General features: G+C 72.3%; 13 protein-coding genes. 7 read left to right on the forward strand and 6 right to left on the reverse strand.

Annotated features, from left to right (window positions below; all coding sequences use genetic code 11):
- Positions 1 to 16 precede the first annotated feature (16 nt).
- Entirely contained in the window at positions 17 to 1,093 is a 1,077-nt protein-coding gene (locus tag NI25_RS35990; RefSeq protein ID WP_199561076.1) for a MerR family transcriptional regulator, read from the reverse strand.
- Positions 1,081 to 1,722, reverse strand: coding sequence for an acyltransferase family protein (locus NI25_RS35995; protein ID WP_233520809.1), 642 nt, complete (start codon positions 1,720 to 1,722; stop codon positions 1,081 to 1,083). The genes NI25_RS35990 and NI25_RS35995 overlap by 13 nt, the downstream gene beginning before the upstream one ends.
- 830 nt (positions 1,723 to 2,552) lie before the next feature.
- Here NI25_RS35995 and NI25_RS36005 point away from each other — a divergent pair.
- Complete coding sequence (locus NI25_RS36005) at positions 2,553 to 4,772, forward strand: MMPL family transporter (protein WP_061446490.1); 2,220 nt, start codon at positions 2,553 to 2,555, stop codon at positions 4,770 to 4,772.
- A gap of 63 nt (positions 4,773 to 4,835) precedes the next feature.
- Here NI25_RS36005 and NI25_RS36010 read toward each other — a convergent pair whose 3' ends face one another.
- Positions 4,836 to 6,149 carry an aspartate aminotransferase family protein gene (locus NI25_RS36010; protein ID WP_061446491.1) on the reverse strand — a complete coding sequence of 438 codons (1,314 nt, stop codon included), beginning with the start codon at positions 6,147 to 6,149 and terminating at the stop codon, positions 4,836 to 4,838.
- A 107-nt stretch (positions 6,150 to 6,256) separates the two neighbouring features.
- Between NI25_RS36010 and NI25_RS36015 the strand changes: the two genes are divergently transcribed.
- On the forward strand, positions 6,257 to 7,204 hold the full coding sequence (locus tag NI25_RS36015) for a LysR substrate-binding domain-containing protein (RefSeq protein ID WP_061447248.1): 948 nt from the start codon (positions 6,257 to 6,259) through the stop codon (positions 7,202 to 7,204).
- Positions 7,205 to 7,218: 14 nt separating this feature from the next.
- Here NI25_RS36015 and NI25_RS36020 read toward each other — a convergent pair whose 3' ends face one another.
- The 3 genes from NI25_RS36020 to NI25_RS36030 form a co-directional block, all read right to left on the reverse strand.
- Positions 7,219 to 7,890 carry a CBS domain-containing protein gene (locus NI25_RS36020; protein WP_061446492.1) on the reverse strand — a complete coding sequence of 224 codons (672 nt, stop codon included), beginning with the start codon at positions 7,888 to 7,890 and terminating at the stop codon, positions 7,219 to 7,221.
- Positions 7,887 to 10,043 (reverse strand): SpoIIE family protein phosphatase, encoded by a 2,157-nt coding sequence (locus NI25_RS36025; RefSeq protein ID WP_061446493.1) that lies wholly within the window; start codon positions 10,041 to 10,043, stop codon positions 7,887 to 7,889. The genes NI25_RS36020 and NI25_RS36025 overlap by 4 nt, the downstream gene beginning before the upstream one ends.
- 136 nt (positions 10,044 to 10,179) lie before the next feature.
- Positions 10,180 to 11,538, reverse strand: coding sequence for a family 43 glycosylhydrolase (locus tag NI25_RS36030; protein ID WP_061446494.1), 1,359 nt, complete (start codon positions 11,536 to 11,538; stop codon positions 10,180 to 10,182).
- 248 nt (positions 11,539 to 11,786) lie between these two features.
- On the opposite strand from NI25_RS36030, the gene NI25_RS36035 reads away from it, so the two are divergent.
- The 5 genes from NI25_RS36035 to NI25_RS36055 are packed head-to-tail and all read left to right on the forward strand — an operon-like array spanning position 11,787 to position 17,322.
- Positions 11,787 to 13,052 (forward strand): ROK family transcriptional regulator, encoded by a 1,266-nt coding sequence (locus NI25_RS36035; protein WP_061446495.1) that lies wholly within the window; start codon positions 11,787 to 11,789, stop codon positions 13,050 to 13,052.
- Positions 13,039 to 13,938, forward strand: a complete 900-nt coding sequence (locus NI25_RS36040) for an ABC transporter permease (protein WP_228952854.1) — start codon at positions 13,039 to 13,041, stop codon at positions 13,936 to 13,938. Before NI25_RS36035 ends, NI25_RS36040 begins: the two co-directional genes overlap by 14 nt.
- Positions 13,935 to 14,747: an ABC transporter ATP-binding protein gene (locus NI25_RS36045; protein ID WP_061446496.1), complete on the forward strand. Its 813-nt coding sequence runs from the start codon at positions 13,935 to 13,937 to the stop codon at positions 14,745 to 14,747. The genes NI25_RS36040 and NI25_RS36045 overlap by 4 nt, the downstream gene beginning before the upstream one ends.
- Before the next feature lie 20 nt (positions 14,748 to 14,767).
- Positions 14,768 to 15,769 carry an aliphatic sulfonate ABC transporter substrate-binding protein gene (locus NI25_RS36050; protein WP_061446497.1) on the forward strand — a complete coding sequence of 334 codons (1,002 nt, stop codon included), beginning with the start codon at positions 14,768 to 14,770 and terminating at the stop codon, positions 15,767 to 15,769.
- The gene (locus NI25_RS36055) at positions 15,766 to 17,322 is read left to right on the forward strand and encodes a sulfatase-like hydrolase/transferase (protein WP_078884808.1); all 1,557 of its coding nucleotides are present in this window, start codon (positions 15,766 to 15,768) and stop codon (positions 17,320 to 17,322) included. Before NI25_RS36050 ends, NI25_RS36055 begins: the two co-directional genes overlap by 4 nt.
- Positions 17,323 to 17,324 lie beyond the last annotated feature (2 nt).

Raw genomic sequence — 17,324 nt, forward strand, 5'->3', positions numbered from 1 at the left:
GCCGGCCCCGGCCGGGTCAGGTGCCCGCGACGACGTCGGCGACCACGCAGCTGACGTTGTCCGGGCCGCCGGCCCCGTTGGCGAGGGCGACCAGTTCCCGCACGGCCCGCTCGGGTTCCGGGGCGCCGGTGAGCACCCGCTGGATCTCTCCGTCCGGCACCACCGTCGGCAGCCCGTCGGAGCAGAGCAGGTAGCGGTCCCCGTCCCTCGCGTCGTGCAGGCGCAGGTCGGCGGTGGCGTCGGCGCCCCTGCCCAGGGCCCGCACCAGCATCGACCGCTGGGGATGGGAGGCGGCCTCCTCCGGGGAGATGCGTCCTTCGTCGATCATCGTCTGCACCACGGTGTGGTCGTGCGTGATCCGGAACAGCTCGCCGTCGCGCAGCAGGTAGACGCGGCAGTCGCCGATGTGGACGAGGGCCAGTTGCGACCCGGTCCAGAGCATCGCGGTGAGCGTCGTTCCGGTCCCCTCGGTGGCGGCACCGGTCCGGACGGCGCCGTGCACCGCCTGTTCGGCCTCCTCGACGGCGTCCGCCAGGACGTCGAGGAGCCCGCCCGCCGGAATGCCGTCCGCCTCCAGGTACTTGAGTGCCTCGACGGCGGCCGCGCTCGCCGGGGCGCCGCCGTCGCCGAATCCGTCGGCGACGGCGAGCAGACGGGACCCGGCGTACGCGGTGTCCTGGTTGGCCTCGCGGACCAGGCCCACGTCGGTACCGGCGGCGTAACGGATGCTCAAGGGGCTCGCGGTGGCTGTCATGGCGGGGTCCTCCCGTTCCAGATGACCGACGAGGAAGGCGACCAGGTCGCGCCGTGCGGCGAAGTCGGCCTCGGCCCGCGCCCAGAAAGCGCGGATCTCCCGAGCCGCGTCCCCCGCGTCCAGCGAGCACACGTGCCGGATGCGGACCAGGGGCATGCCCAGCCGCCGCAGCCAGGCGACGAGCCGGGCCCGCTCCACCTGGTCCGGCGCGTAGCGGCGGTAGCCGGTGACCGGGTCGACGTGGGCGGGCGGGAGCAGCCCCAGCTCGTCGTAGAGACGCAGCGCCTTCGGCGAGAGCCGGGAGGCCTTCGCGAACGCCCCTATGGTCAGCAGTCCCATGCCCACTCCTCCTCGTACCGGGCGGGTCGCCCGGTGACACCGATGCTGTGGCCTGCCCCAAGGTGAAGGTCAACCACCGCCCTGCCGTCAGCCCGTCGGCCGCCGTCCGGCACGAGACGTGTGACGTCGACCGAGCCCTTGCCGGTTCGCGGCTCGGGAACGGCCGTCCACAGCGCGGCCAGCGCGGCGAAGGCGGCGACGAGGGCGACCGCCCCGGTACGGCCCTTCGCCCAGCGGGCCCGGAACCGGACCGGGTCCTCCACCAGGACCTTGGAGATGTGGGCGAGTGCCACCGACACGGCGAGCAGCACGAGCGTCCGAGGCGCACCCTCGAGACCGAGCCGTTCCTCGCCGAGCAGCAGGTACACCGGCCAGTGCCACAGATACAGGCTGTACGAGACCGTGCCGAGCCGGCTCAGGGGAGCGGCGCCGAGGAAGCGGCCGACCGGACTGCGGGGGGCCCGGGCGAGGCAGGCGACGAGGAGGGCGGAGGCGAGGGCGTGGAGGAAGAGCCCGCCGTGGAAGAGGGACGGGGAGTCCTGTCCGTCGGCCGCGCCCCAGTACGCCCCGATGGCGGCCGCCAGGACCAGGCTGCACCGGCCGGCCGCGCGTCGGCCGGCGCGGGACACAGACGCGTGGCCGGCTCGGTGGCCGCCAGCGCTCCGAGGAGGAGGGAGAACGCGCGGGTGTCGGTGCCCTCGTAGGCCCGGGTGGTGTCGGCCGGGGCGGTGAGCGCGATCATCAGGACGAGGGACACCGCGGCTCCGGCCGCCCGCGTCCGGCGTCCAGCGGCCCGGCACCGAGGCGAGCACCGTGCGCCTGTACTTCGCCGGCCCCTACGGCACCCGCCCCGTCACCCGGCCGACGGACGCACCTCTCGGCCCCCGGCAGGCGCTCGGCCTCCTCCTGGACGGTCCCACCCCCGCGGAGCGCGAGAGTGGTCTGACGACACACGTGGAGCCCGAGGTGGCCGGACGGCTCAACGCCACCGCGGGCGACGGAGCCGTCGACGTCGTCGTGCCGGTCCAGGTCAGCAGCGGTGAACTGGACGTGACCGCGGTCAGCCAGCTGGTCTGCACCGCGGCCCACGCCGACGTCCCGGGCGGCCTTCCCGCCACCGAGGTCGACGTCCGGATCCACGAGAACGGGACCGTCTCCACCAGGCCCTGGACTCTGCGCTGCGGCCCGGGGGGGCAACGCCGCGCCCGTCACCGGCTGACCGACGTCGGCTGCCCGTGGCAACGAAATGCGGAGTACACCCATCTTCGTCGCCTACGCCCGGGGGAGCGGGGCTCGGTGGCCCACTACATCGGACGCAGTACGCCAGTCCAGACCCAGGGTCGGATCAATCGCCCCGAACCCCGGGCGAGCATGGACGTGTACCCCGGTCAGCGCCTTCGCCCTCCCCCCATGTGCCGGGACTTCGTCCTGCCCGCAACCCGACGGATTGGTCCAAAAGGTGGCTACGTTTCTCTATCGACTCGGCCGGAGGGCGTTCCGGCGCCGCGGCCTCGTCGCCCTGCTGTGGGTGGCCATACTCGTGGGCGCCGGCGCGGCCTCGTCCGTCGCGCCCGCCCCGCCCGAAGACTCCTTCTCCATGCCGGGCACCGAGTCGCAGAAAGCGTTCGACCTGCTCGACGAGCAGTTCCCGGCCGCCGGCGCCGAGGGCGCGACCGCGCGTGTGGTGATCCGCGCTCCCGAGGGCGGAAAGATCTCCGACCCGGCCGGCAAGGAGCGGGTCGAGGAGCTGGTGACGGCGCTCGGCGCGGGCCCGCAGGTCTCCTCGGTGGACGACCCGTTCAAGGCGAACGCCGTCAGCGAGGACGGCACCACCGCGTACGCCTCCGTGACCTACGAGGTCAACGCGATGGAGCTGACCGACGAGGCCCGGGACGCCCTCACCGCCGCCACCGACGAGGCCCGTGAGGGCGGGTACACCGTCGAGACCGGCGGCGACGCGGTCGTGGCCGAGACGGAGATGGGCGGCACCGCCGAACTCATCGGCATCGGGGTCGCCGCGGTCGTGCTCCTGCTGACCTTCGGCTCACTGGTCGCGGCGGGCATGCCGCTGCTCTCGGCGATCATCGGTGTCGGCATCGGCATCTCCGCCATCGGGGCGCTGGGCAGCACGCTGGAGCTGTCCGCCACCACCTCCACCCTCGCCATGATGATCGGCCTCGCGGTCGCCATCGACTACGCCCTGTTCATCGTCTCCCGCTACCGGGCGGAGATAGCCGAGGGCCGGGCGCCCGAGGAAGCGGCGGGTCGCGCGGTCGGCACCGCGGGCTCCGCGGTCGTCTTCGCCGGACTGACCGTCGTCGTGGCCCTGGCGGGTCTCGCGATCGTCAACATCCCGATCCTCACCAAGATGGGCCTGGCCGCCGCGGGCACCGTCGGCATCGCCGTGCTGATCGCCCTCACCCTCACCCCGGCACTGCTCGGCTTCGCCGGCAAGCGGGCGCTGAGCCGCAAGGACCGCAAGGCGTCCGCCGGGGCGCGGGCCGCGGCCGGCAAGCCCAAGCTGGGCACGCGCTGGGCCCGCTTCGTGCAGCGGCGCCCGGTCACCGTACTGCTGACCGCGGTCCTCGGCCTCGGCGTGATCGCCGTACCGGCCGCGGGCATGCAGCTGGGCCTGCCCGACGAAGGCAGTTCGGCCCCCGACACCACCCAGCGCAAGGCCTACGACATGCTGTCCGAGTCCTTCGGCGCCGGGTTCAACGGTCCGTTCATGATCGCCGTCGACGCGCGCGACGCGGACGACCCGAAGGCCGCCGCCGAGACCGTGGGCGAGAGGATCACCGACCTGGGGAAGGCCGCCGCGGTCACCCCGGCCACCTTCAACGAGGAGGGCGACACCGCGGTCCTCACCGTGGTGCCCAGGACCGGCCCGAGCGACGCCGCCACCGAATCACTGGTGCACGACATCCGCTCGCTGTCCGGCGGGATCAAGGCCGACACCGGCGCGACCATGCTGGTCACCGGCGCGACCGCGATGACGATCGACTTCTCCCAGACCCTGGACGACGCGCTCATCCCCTACCTGGCCCTGGTCGTCGGCCTCGCCTTCCTGCTCCTGATGCTGGTGTTCCGCTCCGTCCTCGTCCCGCTCAAGGCGGCCCTGGGCTTCCTGCTCTCGGTGGCCGCGGCACTCGGCGCGGTGGTCGCGGTCTTCCAGTGGGGCTGGCTCGCCGACGTGTTCGGCGTGGACCAGCCGGGCCCGATCATGTCGATGATGCCCATCTTCATGATCGGCGTGGTCTTCGGCCTGGCCATGGACTACGAGGTCTTCCTGGTCACCCGCATGCGGGAGGCGTACGTCCACGGGCAGTCTGCCGGCGAGTCCGTCACCACGGGCTTCACCCACGGCGGCCGGGTGGTCGCGGCGGCCGCGATCATCATGATCAGCGTCTTCTCCGGCTTCATCCTGGAGAACGACGCCATGATCAAGATGATGGGTTTCGGCCTTGCGATCGCGGTCCTCTTCGACGCCTTCGTGGTCCGCATGGCCATCGTCCCGGCCGTGCTCGCCCTGCTCGGCACCAAGGCGTGGTGGCTGCCCAAGTGGCTGGACCGCATCCTGCCCAACGTCGACGTCGAGGGCGAGAAGCTCCACCGGGAGCTCGGCGACACCACCGTGCCCCCGGAGCCCACCCGCGAGCCGGAGACGGCCGGAGTCTGACACGTCCGGCACCTCGCCCGCGGCCCCGGTGACCTGGAACCCCAGGCCACCGGGGCCTTCGCGCTAGAGGTCCGCCACGGCGTCGGCGAGCGCCCGGTCGAGGACGGCCACGCCGCGGGCGATCTCGTCGTCGCTCGCGGTCAGCGGGGGCGCGATACGGAAGATGCCGCCCATCCCCGGGAGCTGGACGATGTTCATGTGCAGCCCCAGCTCGAAGCAGCGCCGGGTGACGGCGGCCCCGAGACGGTCGGCGCCGCCCTCGCCCAGTACCTGGTCCCCGACCAGTTCCATGCCCAGCAGCAGCCCCCGGCCGCGGACGTCACCGACGACGTCGTGGCGGACGGCCAGCTTGTCGAGGCCCTCGCGCAGCGCCGTGCCGAGCTCCCGCGCGCGCTCGTCCAGCCGGTCGCGGACCAGGACGTCGAGAACGGTGTTGCCCACGGCGGCCGGCAGCGGGTCGTTGACGTGGGTGGTGAAGAACAGGAAACCGCGCTCGTGCGCCCGCTGTTCGATCTCCGCGCTGGTCAGCACCGCGGCCAGCGGCAGCCCCGCGCCGAGCGTCTTGGACAGCACGAGGATGTCCGGGACGACCCCCTCGTACTCGAAGGCGTACCAGTCGCCGGTGCGGCACAGCCCGGTCTGCGCCTCGTCCAGGATCAGCAGCATGCCGCGCTCGCGGCACTTGTCCGCCAGCGCGGCGAGATAGCCCGGGGGAAGTTCGACCACGCCGCCCGAGGACAGGATCGGCTCGACCAGGCACGCGGCCAGACTGCCGACCGACTGGGCGTCGATCATCTCGAAGCCCAGGTCCAGCTGGCGGCGCCAGTCCAGTTCGCCGTCCGAGCCGACGACGGAGGGGTGGTGGCGGTCCGGCACCGGCAGCGCGAAGTTGCCCGGCGCGGCGGGGCCGTAGCCCTTGCGGCCGGCGCTGTAGGTGGCGTTCGCGGCGGCCTGCGTCATGCCGTGCCAGGACCGGGCGAAGGAGACGATCTCGTGGCGGCCGGTGACGAGCTTCGCCATCCGCACCGCGGCCTCGTTCGCCTCCGCCCCGGTGGTCAGCAGCAGCGCCTTCTCCAGCGGCTCGGGCACGGTGCCGGCCAGCCGGCGGGCCAGCTCGACCACCGGTCGGCTGAGCATCCCGCTGTGCAGGTGGTCGAGGTGGGCGACCTGCTCGCGCACCGTCGAGACGACCGCCGGATGGGAGTGCCCGAGGATGGCACTCATCTGGCCCGACGTGAAGTCGAGGAGCTCACGGCCGCTCTCGGTGAACACGGAGGTGCCCGCCGCGCGGACGACGACCTCCGGCGAGAAGGGTGCGTGGCCGGAGTAGCGGATCAGGTGGCGCCCCGGGTCGGCGCCGGGAGTCTCGGAAGGCATGGGACCGACGGTAGGGACGGTGTGCTGCGCGTGTCCATCGCACGGAGTCGATGCCGCTGTACGGCAAAACCGTACAGAGCGAGGGTGAGTCGTCGTACCATCGCCGCGTGCTCAACTCCGGACGACTGCACCTGCTCAGCCGGCTCGACACGCTCGGAACCGTCCGCGCGGTCGCCGACACCCTGCACCTGAGCGCGTCCACGGTCTCCCAGCAACTGGCGGTCCTCGAGACGGAGACCCGGTGCCGGCTGATCGAGCGGACGGGACGGCGGGTGCGGCTGACACCGGCGGGGCTCCTGCTGGCCCGCAGGGGCCGGGAGATCCTCGACCGGATGGCCGACGTCGAGGCAGAACTGCGCGCCCTGAACGACGAGCCCATCGGCACCGTCCGGCTCGGCGTGTTCCAGAGCGCGATCTACAGCCTCGCCGTCCCCGCGGCGAACCGCCTGGCCACCACCCACCCCCACCTGCACCTCGAACTGGTCGAGATGGAACCGCACGAAAGCGGCCCCGCCCTGCGCTCGGGCGACGCGGACGTCATCGTCACCACCACCGACTACGCCGGCCTGACCCCGGGCGCGGACCTGGAGGTCATGTCGCTGGGCAGCGACCCGGTCGTGCTCGTGCTGCCGCAGGGGCATCCGCTGGCCTCCCGCACCGCGGTGGACCTCGCGGCGTGCAAGGAGGAGACCTGGGCCTGCGACCGGCCGCAGTCGTACATGGCGGACCTGACGCTGCGGCTGTGCCGCGAGGCCGGGTTCGAACCCCGGGTGGCCTGCCGGTTCAGCAACTACCTCATGCTGTTGCGGCACGTCGAGACGGCGGGGTCGGTGGCGCTGCTGCCCGCCCTCGCCGTCACGGCCGACCACGCCGTCGTCACCCGGCGGCTGAGCCCGCCCGTGCACCGCAACGTCGCCGTCGTGGTGCGGCGCGGAGCCCCGCAGCGCGCGGCGGTGAACGCGGTCATCGCCGCACTGCGCGACCACCCGGAGATCGAGGCCCTGGCCGCCCCGGACCCGGCCCGCGACCACGGGGACGGCGACCACCGCCCCTGAGGAGCGGCCCGCGGTCAGGAGCCGACGGTCGCGGAATCCTCGGCGCCGGTCTCGCCGGCCGGCCGGAACTCGACGGCCACGACGCCGTCCACGCCCCGGCAGTGCTCTTCGAGGAGCGGGGCGGACACCTCGTCCGGAAGCCGGCCGCTGAGCACGACGTGACCGTGTGTCACATCCACCTGCACCGACGAGGGCGCCAGGCCCAGCGCCTTCACCAGGGCCTCCTCGATGATCTCGGTGCGGATCGCGCGGTCCGTGCGCAGGAAGACCCGCAGCAGGTCGCTTCTGCTGACGACCCCGGCCAGCCGCCCGTCCTCGTCGACGACCAGCAGCCGCTTGATGCGGTGCCGTGCCATCACCCGCGCGGCGTCCACGACGCTCCAGCTCTCCCGGGCGCACACGGCGGGCGAGGTCATGAGCCCGGCCGCGTCCGTGGCGCCGGCCTTGCCCGCCGACGCGCGGGACCACTCGGCGTGCTCGCGGGAACCGTCGGGCTCCCCGCCCCACATCTTCTGCAGCAGGTCCGCCTCCGACACCACTCCCACGGGACGGTTCTCCCCGTCGACCACCGGCACCGCCGTGATGTCGTATTCCAGCAGCAGATGAGCGATCTCCTTGAACGGTGTGCCGCGCTGCACGCGCACCACGGCGTCGCTCATCAGATCGCGCACCCTCTGGTGTTTCATCGAGCGTCTTCCCCTCCGCTGCCCGTCCGCGCGGACCGGCGTTCGTCCTTCTTGTCCGTGAAAACGATCGATCGGCCCTCGGAGTGCCCCGCCGCGCCGCGGGGACCGACGAGGAGCAGGGCGATGTCGTCGCCCGGAGCGGGCGCGTGCCGGATGAGGGTGTGGGCCATGGCGTCGAGATCGCCGGGGTCGCCGTGCTCCAGGAGCCCGGCGAGAGCCGCGATCGCGTCGTCGAGGTCGACTCCGGGCGCCTCGACGAGCCCGTCGGTGTAGAGGGCGAGCACACAACCGGGCGGCAGGGGGAACTCCAGCGAGGGGTACACCGTCTCCGGCTCGATGCCCAGCAGCAGACCTGGCGGGACCCGCAGGGCCTCGACGCGCCCGTCTGCGTGGCGCAGCAGGGGAGGGGGATGCCCGGCGAGGGCCACGCAGGCACGGTGGGTGGCGAGGTCGAGGTGGACGTAGGCGCAGCTGGTGAAGAGACCGGGGTCGAGATCGGTGAGCAGGCGGTTGGTGCGGGCCAGCACGTCGCCCGGGGGCGCGCCCACGGTGGCGTGCGCGTGCACGGCGGTGCGGACCTGACCCATGAGGGCCGCCGCGTCCACGTTGTGGCCCTGCACGTCGCCGATGGTGACGGCGGCGGTGTGCTCGTCGAGACGGATGACGTCGTAGAAGTCGCCGCCGATGCCCAGTCCCCGGGCCGCCGGGAGGTAGCAGGCGGCGACGTCCAGCCCCGCCACGCGCGGGAGGGTGTGGGGCAGCAGGGCGGACTGCAGACGGTGGGCGAGATGGTGCTTGGCGTCGTAGAGCCGGGCGCGGTCCAGGGCCTGCCCCACCAGACCTGCCAGCGACGTGAGGGCGGCCCGTTCGCCGGGCGGGAAGACGTGGGGCCGCCGGTAGGAGAGCAGGAGGGAGCCGATGGGCCGGCCGGAGGCGATCAGCGGGAGTACGGCCCAGGCGGCCATCCCGTCCTCGTGCGTCATGGCGGGATAGGCCGCCTGGAGCTCCTCGAACGTCGGCCAGAAACCGGGGACCCCCGTCGCCATGACGTCGGCGCCGGGGATGGCCGAGGACAGGGGGATGCCGTCGAACTGCTTCAGCAGCTCCGGGCGGTAGCCCCGCTGCCCGACGATCCGCAGGTGGCCTTCCTCCGGGACCATCACCACCATGCCCTGCGCGCCCAGTGCGGGCATCAGCTGGTCGGCGGTCTGCTCGACCACGTCCGGCACGCTCACGGCCTCGGTCAGGGTGGAGGCCAGGTGCATCAGGTGGTACAGCACCGTGGCGCGGCTGGGCCCCGAGGTCTGCACCGACCGGGCCGGGGGCGCGTCCGTGTCCGGGCCGCCGGGGGTGATGCGGACGCTCAGCCCGCTGGCGTCCGGGTACAGCTCGAAGGTCAGCCACGTCTTCGGCGGGCGCAGCACCGTGAAGGCCTGCGGCCTGCGGCTGACCAGCGCGGCCCGGTAGCGGTCCTCCACGTGGGGCACGTCCATCCAGGGCAGCGCCTCCCACGGCAGCGCGCCCATCAGCAGGGACCGGTCGACGCCGAGCAGCTCGGCCGCCCCCGGGGTGACGAGGGTCAGGCGTCCGTCGAGGCCCAGCGCGCACGAACCGCCCGGCAGGCGGTCCACGAACGCGGACAGCGCGGACGCCTCGACGGGGGAGGACGGGCGCGGGGCCGGCGGCGGCAGGGTCCGGGGGCGGTCCGGCGGCAGCGGCTCGCCCCGGTCGAGGGCCCGCTCCAGGCTGTCGTACAGGCGGGCGCAGCCCGCCCGGACGGCGTCCTGCTCACCGCTGCTCAGCCGGCCCGGATGACTCCCGGCCCACAGCAGCACCAGCCCGCCCCGGACGGTGGGCCCCGAGGCCAGTGGTGCGGCCGCCAGCCCGAACTCGTACGGCAGGACGAGCGCCAGCCGCGGATACCGGCGGGCCATCTCCTCCCGGCCGCCGGCCCACACCAGGCGGCGTTCGCGCACCGCGTCCGCGACGGGCATGGGGTCCTTCAGCCCGACCCGGCGCCACGGAGCGGCCATCTCCTGCGGGACCCCCGTGATCAGGACCTGCCACACGGCGTCCTCGCCCGGCGGCAGTACGTACAGGATTCCTCCGTACGCACCGCTCGCCCGCACCACCGCGGCCATCGCGGAGTCCATCAGCCGTCCGCCCGCGTCCGTGCCGACAGGTCTGCCCGACGCCGGCCACCCCGAACATCGCCCATATCTGGACACTACGCCCGTACCGCAGTGACGGCATGCGAGGCAGCGGCGGGCGGGGAGCGACCGCTCTCGCTCAGTCCCGGCCGTCGTGCCCCCGGGACCTGCGCTCGACATACAGCCGGCCGTCCGACGGTCCGGTCCACTCCAGCCGTACGACACCGGGCACGGCGGACTCGGCGACGCGTGAGGCGTCGGACCAGTAGCCGGCGGCGGGGTTGAGGAAGTACGTCGCCCACAGGCCGCCCCGGTGATCGACGAAGAAGTTGTTGTGCCCGGCGCCGACCCCCGCGGTGTACCGCTTCGAGTAGGGGCCCTCGAACCGGTCGGCCACGGCGACGATCGCGTCGTACTGGTACTGCACCCGTCCGGCCGCGGGCACGTCGTAGGCCTGGCGGACGGTGCCGTCGGCGTTGACGGAGGTCCGGTCCCAGACGGCGTGGACGAGGTGGTACTTGCCCCGGTACTTGAACACGTAGGCGCCCTCGAGATACGGCTCGGGCGAGTACGGCGTCTGCCGGAACCGGGGCAGGTCCGTCGTCGTGACGATGTCCTCCATGTCGTCCCGGAACTTCGCGTACAGGTCGTTGTGCAGCACGAGCCACGCGTCGTCGCCCTCGGTGAACAGGCCGCCGTCGATGTGGTGGTAGGCGCCCGGCTCGATGAACTTCGGACCCCCGATGAACGAGTCGCCGAAGGGCTTCTCCAGGTTCCCCTCGATCAGGCGGTACGGGCCCTCGACCCCGCCCTCGCTCACCAGCATGAACGAGCCGACCTTGCGGGAGTGGTCGCCCATGCACGCCACGATGTACCAGGTGCCGCGGAAGTGGTGCAGTTCAGGCGCCCAGGCCTGGCCGCGCTTGCCGAACCGCTCGTCGTGCCAGTACTCCTGCCAGGGCGCGACGACCGTCCGGCCGGGCCGGTTCTCCCCGGCGAACTCGGGCGACCACACCTTGCCCCGCTCGGCGCCGGGCCGGATGCCGGTGGTGTCCGCCAGCCGCCACGGGCCCTCGAGAGAGGGGGCCAGCCACACGAAGATGCCGTCGTTCCACGGGCCCGCGGCGTCGAGTCCGGGCACCCGGGAGGTGCCCGTGGCGACGTACACCGGACGGCCGTCGACGACGAAGCAGTTCACGTAGGTGTCGCGCATCCACACCGTGCCGCGCTCCTCGTCCCGGGGGCGCAACTCCAGCGGCAGGACGAACGAGTTGTCCTCGCGCGGCCACAGGTCCACCCGGGTGTCCGCGACGCCGTACGGCTCGGGATCGGGCCAGTTGCGCGGGTGGCGCCGTGGCGCCCCGGCCGCGGGAGAGGTGGCGGGGCCGGCGGCCGGAGCCGCCTGTGCGGCGCTCGCGGGCAGGGCGAAGGCCGCCCCCGCGCCGGCCGCGCCGGCCAGCAGGGATCGCCGGTGGAGTCCGTACTCGGCATCGGTCATCAGTCGGGTTCTCCTTCGTCGTCCCCGTCCGGGAACCGAGGGGCGGCGCACGAGCCGCGCGACGGGGGCATGGCGCACAGCATGCGAACGCCCGCGCATTTACGTCAACAGTGCGGACGAATAATCCAGTCCGAGCCCGCTCACCCATAGCCGCTCCCATCAGGTGCGGCGCAGGCATTGTGAACGCTTCATTGCATCTTTCCGTCGGAGTGTTGACGGAATAATCGAGCCTCCCTACCTTGACCGGCATGCAGATGCCCAGCGGAGTGCACGCACTGGTCCGGCGGACCCACGAAGAGCGCGTGATGCGTGCGCTGCAGGAGAACGGCGCCATGAGCCGCGGCGAGATCGCCCGGGTCGTGGGCCTGTCGCGCACCACCCTGTCCGAGATCACCGGCACCCTCCTGCAACGGGGCGCCATCGTCGTCGTGGACACCGACGCCTCCCGGCGCGAGGGCAGCGGGCGGCCGGCCGAACGGCTGGCGCTCGACCCCGCCTCCGCGCAGTTCATGGGCGTCGACTTCGGACACCGGCGGGTCCACGTCGTCGTCGCCGACGCCTCGCACGAGATCATGGTCTCGGGCTCCGTCCGCTACGAGGACACCGCCACCTGGAAGACCCGGACCGAGCTGGCCCTGGAACTCGTCGACCGGCTGAGCGGCGAGGCAGGCGTCCACTACGGGGCGCTGCAGGGCATCGGCATCGGCGTGCCCGGCCCCTACCCGGCACCTCGGGGCGCGGCCTGGCCCCGCGCCACGGCGGGCACCACCGTGCTCCGCCCGGCACCCGAAGGCGTCGACGTGGCCTTCGCCGAGCGCTTCGACGCACCGGTGATCGTCGACAACAACACCCGCCTGGCCGCCCTGGCCGAGGCCATCAGCGGCGCCGACAGCGTCGCCGACCTGGTGTACGTACGCCTGTCGGACGGCGTCGGCGGCGGTCTCGTCGTCGGCGGACAGCTGGTGACCGGCTCGTCCGGGCTGGCCGGCGAGCTGGGCCACGTGACCGTCGAACCGGCGGGCCGGCCCTGTCGGTGCGGCAAGCGGGGATGCCTGGAGACCGTGGCCTCCGTCCCCGGGATCCTTGCCGCCTGCTGGGAGTTCGGCCTGCGCCTGGAGACCCTCGACGACCTCGCCGCCGCCGTGCGCCGCGCCCACCCCGTCGTGGACCGGGTCCTGCGGGAGGCCGCGGGGGCGCTGGGCCGGGTGGTCGGCGCCGCGACCATGATGCTGAATCCGGCGAAGGTGGTCGTCGGCGGCGAGATCACCCGGCTGGCGCCCGTCCTCGTGGAGCAGGTCGCCGCGACGCTCGCCGCCGAGATCTTCCCGACCGCCTCGGCCGGTCCCGTCGTCACCGCGGCCCGGCTCTCCGACGACGACGGCGCCATCGGCGCGCTCGCCGCGGTCTTCCACAGCTCACCCCTCCTGGCGAGGTATCCCGAAACCGCCGACGTGAAGGGCCGTTCCGATGCATCCGACTCCGCCACCGAAGGAGCCGCCCATGTCCGTCCTTGACAAGCGGAGCGCCGACCGGAAGCACCCGCGGCCCGAGCGGCGGACCGGGCCCTCACCCGACGCCGAGGCGGACGGCGGCACGGTGCGCGCCGCCAAGGACGGGGACGCCGAGTCCGCCTCGCGGCGCACGCGTTCCGGCCGGCGGCGCGGGCTGCCGCTCGCCCTGAACGCCGTCTCCGTCGCGCTCGGCATCGCCGTCTGGTGGGCCCTCGCGTCCGCCGGCTTCAAGCTGCCGACACCGCCCCAGGTCGTCGGCCGCGCCTCCACCCTGATCAGCGACGGAACACTCGCCGACGACGCCCTCGCCAGCCTGACCCGCGTCCTCATCGGCTTCGCCCTGGGCACGGCGGTGGCCGTCCCGGTGGGCTTCCTGATGGGCTGGTACGGCATCCTGCGCGGACTGATCGAACCCTGGATCCAGTTCTTCCGCACCATCCCGCCGCTGGCGATCATCCCGCTGGCCGTGGTCGCCATGGGCATCGACGAGACACCGAAGATCTTCGTCATCTTCCTCGCCGCATTCCTGGCCTGCGTGATCTCCACCTTCCAGGGTGTGGTGAACGTCGACCGCACCCTGATCAACGCCGCCCGGGTGCTCGGCGCGGGCGACGCCACGATCTTCGCCCGTGTGGTGGTGCCCGCCTCCACGCCCTTCATCCTCGTCGGCATGCGAGTCGGCCTCGGCTCCGCCTGGGCCACGCTCGTCGCCGCGGAGCTGATCGCCGCCCAGGAGGGCCTCGGCTACCGCATGCAGAACGCCCAGCTCTACTACGACCTCCCGACCATCTTCGTCGGGCTCATCTCGATCGGAATCCTCGGTCTCCTCATGGACCGCGTCCTCCTCCTCGCCGAACGCCGGCTCACCCGATGGCAGGAACGCCGATGACCAGCACCCCCGCCAAGATCTCCGTCCAGCACGTCACCAAGACCTTCTCGCTGGGCCGGGAAACCTTCACCGCCCTCGACGACGTCAGCCTCGACATCGCGAACCACGAGTTCGTCACCGTCGTCGGCCCCTCGGGCTGCGGCAAGAGCACCCTGATGAACATCCTCGCCGGGCTCGAGACACCCACCGAGGGCCGTGCCCTGGTGGACGGCGCCCCCGTCTCGGGCCCCGGGCCCGAACGCGGCGTCATCTTCCAGCAGTACGCCCTCTTCCCCTGGCTGACCGTGCGTCAGAACGTCGAGTTCGGCCTGCGGACCACCGGCGTGCCCAAGGCGGAACGCAGGGCCAGGGCAGAGCACTTCATCGAACTGGTCGGCCTGGAACGCTTCGCCGACGCACTGCCCAAGACCCTCTCCGGCGGCATGCGCCAGCGCTGCGCCATCGCCCGCGCCTACGCCGTCGACCCCTCGATCCTGCTGATGGACGAACCCTTCGGCGCCCTGGACGCGCTCACCCGGGTCAAGCTCCAGGAACAACTGCTGAAGACCTGGAGCCAGGACAAGCGCACGGTCCTGTTCATCACCCACGACGTCGACGAGGCCGTGTTCCTGGCCAACCGGGTCGTCGTGATGGCCGCCCGTCCCGGCCGCGTCTACGACGTCGTCGAGGTCGCCCCCGCCGTCGAACGCGACGAGGCCTTCCGGCTCAGCCCCGAGTTCGCCGCACTGCGCAACCGCGTGTGGCACTCCGTCTACCACCAGGAAGGCCGCACCGCCGCCCTTTCCGGTTCCCACTCCTCCACGCCATGACCCGGAAGGGACCCACCGCCATGTCACCCGTCCTCACCCGCAGAAGCCTCACCACCACCCTCGCCGGCGCGGCCGCCATGGCGCTGCTCGCGGCGTGCGGCGGCGGCTCGTCCTCCGGCGGCTCCTCGGACCAGGTGCGCTTCGGCTACATCAACGACTTCAACGGCGCCAGCCTGATCGCCATCGCCGAGGCCAAGGGCCTGTGGAAGAAGCACGGACTGTCGGCCGACGCCAAGGTCTTCACCAACGGCCCGCTCCAGATCCAGGCCCTGGGCACCGGCAACCTCGACTTCGGCTACATAGGCCCGGGCGCCATGTGGCTGCCCGCCTCCGGCCAGGCCAAGGTCGTCGCCATCAACACCCTCGGCAACTCCGACCGGGTCCTCGCCCAGCCCGGCATCACGTCGATGCAACAGCTCAAGGGCAAGACCGTCGCCGTGCCCGAGGGCACCTCCGGCGACATGATCCTCACCCTCGCCCTGGAGAAGGCCGGGATGACCAAGGACGACCTCAAGGTCGTCCCCATGGACCCGTCCACCATCGTCTCCGCCTTCTCCTCCCACCAGGTCGACGGCGCCGGGTTCTGGTACCCGGCCGCGGCGACGATCAAGAAGCAGGTCCCCGGCCTGGTCGAACTCGCCAAGAACACCGACTTCGAGCAGGACGTGTCCTTCCCCACCGCGTTCGTCGCGGGCAACAAGGTGGTGGCCGACCAGCCGGAGAAGACCAAGAAGGTCCTCGCCGTGCTGCGCGAGGCCATGACGTTCCGCTCCGAGCACACCGACGAGGCGATCGAACTCACCGCCGCCAAGCTGAAGATCCCCGCCGGCCAGGTGAAGGCGGACGCCGCCAACAACAAGGTGCTCGGCGTCGAGGAACTCGACAAGCTGACCGAGGACGGCACCGTCGTCACATGGCTCGAGGGCATGAACGACTACTTCGTCGACGCGGGCAAGCTGAAGAAGCCCGTCGACCCGAAGACCTACTACACCGGCGACCTCTTCACGGGAGCGGGCAAGTGACCCAGTCGAGCACCAGCACCGCCCCCCGGCCCGGCGGCGAGTCCGGCGGCCCGTCCGGCCCCTCCCGGAAGAACATCCTCTTCCTCATGACCGACCAGCACCGCACGGACACGCTCGGCGCCTACGGCAACCCGCTGGCCCACACCCCCGCACTCGACGAGCTGGCCGCCACGGGAACCCGCTTCGACCGCTGGTACACCCCCACCGCCATCTGCACCCCGGCCCGCGCCAGCCTCCTGACCGGCCAGGCACCCTTCCGCCACAAACTCCTCGCCAACCACGAACGCAACGTCGGCTACCTCGAGGACCTGGCCGAGGACCAGTTCGCCTTCTCCCGCGCACTGCGCGAACACGGCTACAACTGCGGCCTGTTCGGCAAGTGGCACACCGGCAACCGGCGCACCGCCGCCGACTACGGCTTCGACGGCCCCGACCTGCCCGGCTGGCACAACCCCGTCGACCATCCCGACTACCTCGCCTACCTCGCCGAGCGCGGACTGCCTCCGTACGGGATCAGCGACCGCATCCGCGGCACCCTGCCCAACGGCGGCCCCGGCAACCTGCTCGCCGCCCGGCTGCACCAGCCGGTCGAGGCCACCTTCGAGCACTACCTGGCCACCCGCGCCATCGAGCAGCTGGAGCGGTACGCCGCCGACACCCGGGAGCGCGACCGGCCCTTCTTCCTGGCCCTGCACTTCTTCGGACCGCACCTGCCCTACATCCTGCCCGACGAGTACTTCGACCTGGTCGACCCGGCGGACGTGGAACTGCCGCGGTCGGTGTCCGAGACCTTCGAGGGCAAGCCCCCGGTCCAGCGCAACTACAGCGCCCACTGGACCTTCGACACCATGCCCATCGAGACGACCCGCAAGCTCATCGCCGTCTACTGGGGCTACGTGGCCCTCATCGACCGGCAGATCGGACGGGTCATGGACGCCATGGAACGGCTCGGCCTCGCCGACGACACCGCGGTGTTCTTCACCTGCGACCACGGGGAGTTCACCGGCTCGCACCGGCTGCACGACAAGGGCCCCGCGATGTACGAGGACATCTACCGCACCCCCGGCCTGATCCGCGTCCCGGGCGCGCCCGCAGGACAGGTGCGCGACGAGTTCGTCAGCCTCCTCGACTGCACGGCCACCATCCTCGAACTCGCCGGCCTCGACCCGAAACCCGCCGTCGACTCCCGCAGCCTGCTGCCCCTCGTGCGGGGCGACGCGGTCGAATGGGACGAGGACATCGTCTGCGAGTTCCACGGCCACCACTTCCCCTACCCGCAGCGCATGCTGCGCGAGGACCGGTACAAACTCGTCGTCAATCCCGACTCCGTGAACGAGCTGTACGACCTGCACACCGACCCGGACGAATTGCAGAACGTCTACGCCCACCCCGAGCAGGCGGAGGTCCGCGGCCGCATGATGCGCAGACTCTACGACGTACTGCGCGAGCGCGGTGACAACTTCTACCACTGGATGACCTCGATGTACGAGGTCGGCGAGGTGGGACACGACCCGACCCTCAGCGGGCTCGACGAGTCCACGTACAAGGCGTAGCA

The sequence above is a fragment of the Streptomyces sp. CCM_MD2014 genome (genome assembly GCF_000772045.1).
GTDB lineage: Bacteria > Actinomycetota > Actinomycetes > Streptomycetales > Streptomycetaceae > Streptomyces > Streptomyces salinarius.

Coding starts and splice junctions, on each gene's coding strand:
- NI25_RS36025 (WP_061446493.1), bottom strand. CDS start 10,043: ATGGACTCCGCGATGGCCGCGGTGGTGCGGGCGAGCGGTGCGTACGGA.
- NI25_RS36010 (WP_061446491.1), bottom strand. CDS start 6,149: ATGCCTTCCGAGACTCCCGGCGCCGACCCGGGGCGCCACCTGATCCGC.
- NI25_RS35990 (WP_199561076.1), bottom strand. CDS start 1,093: ATGGGACTGCTGACCATAGGGGCGTTCGCGAAGGCCTCCCGGCTCTCG.
- NI25_RS36035 (WP_061446495.1), top strand. CDS start 11,787: ATGCAGATGCCCAGCGGAGTGCACGCACTGGTCCGGCGGACCCACGAA.
- NI25_RS36045 (WP_061446496.1), top strand. CDS start 13,935: ATGACCAGCACCCCCGCCAAGATCTCCGTCCAGCACGTCACCAAGACC.
- NI25_RS36050 (WP_061446497.1), top strand. CDS start 14,768: ATGTCACCCGTCCTCACCCGCAGAAGCCTCACCACCACCCTCGCCGGC.
- NI25_RS36020 (WP_061446492.1), bottom strand. CDS start 7,890: ATGAAACACCAGAGGGTGCGCGATCTGATGAGCGACGCCGTGGTGCGC.
- NI25_RS36030 (WP_061446494.1), bottom strand. CDS start 11,538: ATGACCGATGCCGAGTACGGACTCCACCGGCGATCCCTGCTGGCCGGC.
- NI25_RS36040 (WP_228952854.1), top strand. CDS start 13,039: ATGTCCGTCCTTGACAAGCGGAGCGCCGACCGGAAGCACCCGCGGCCC.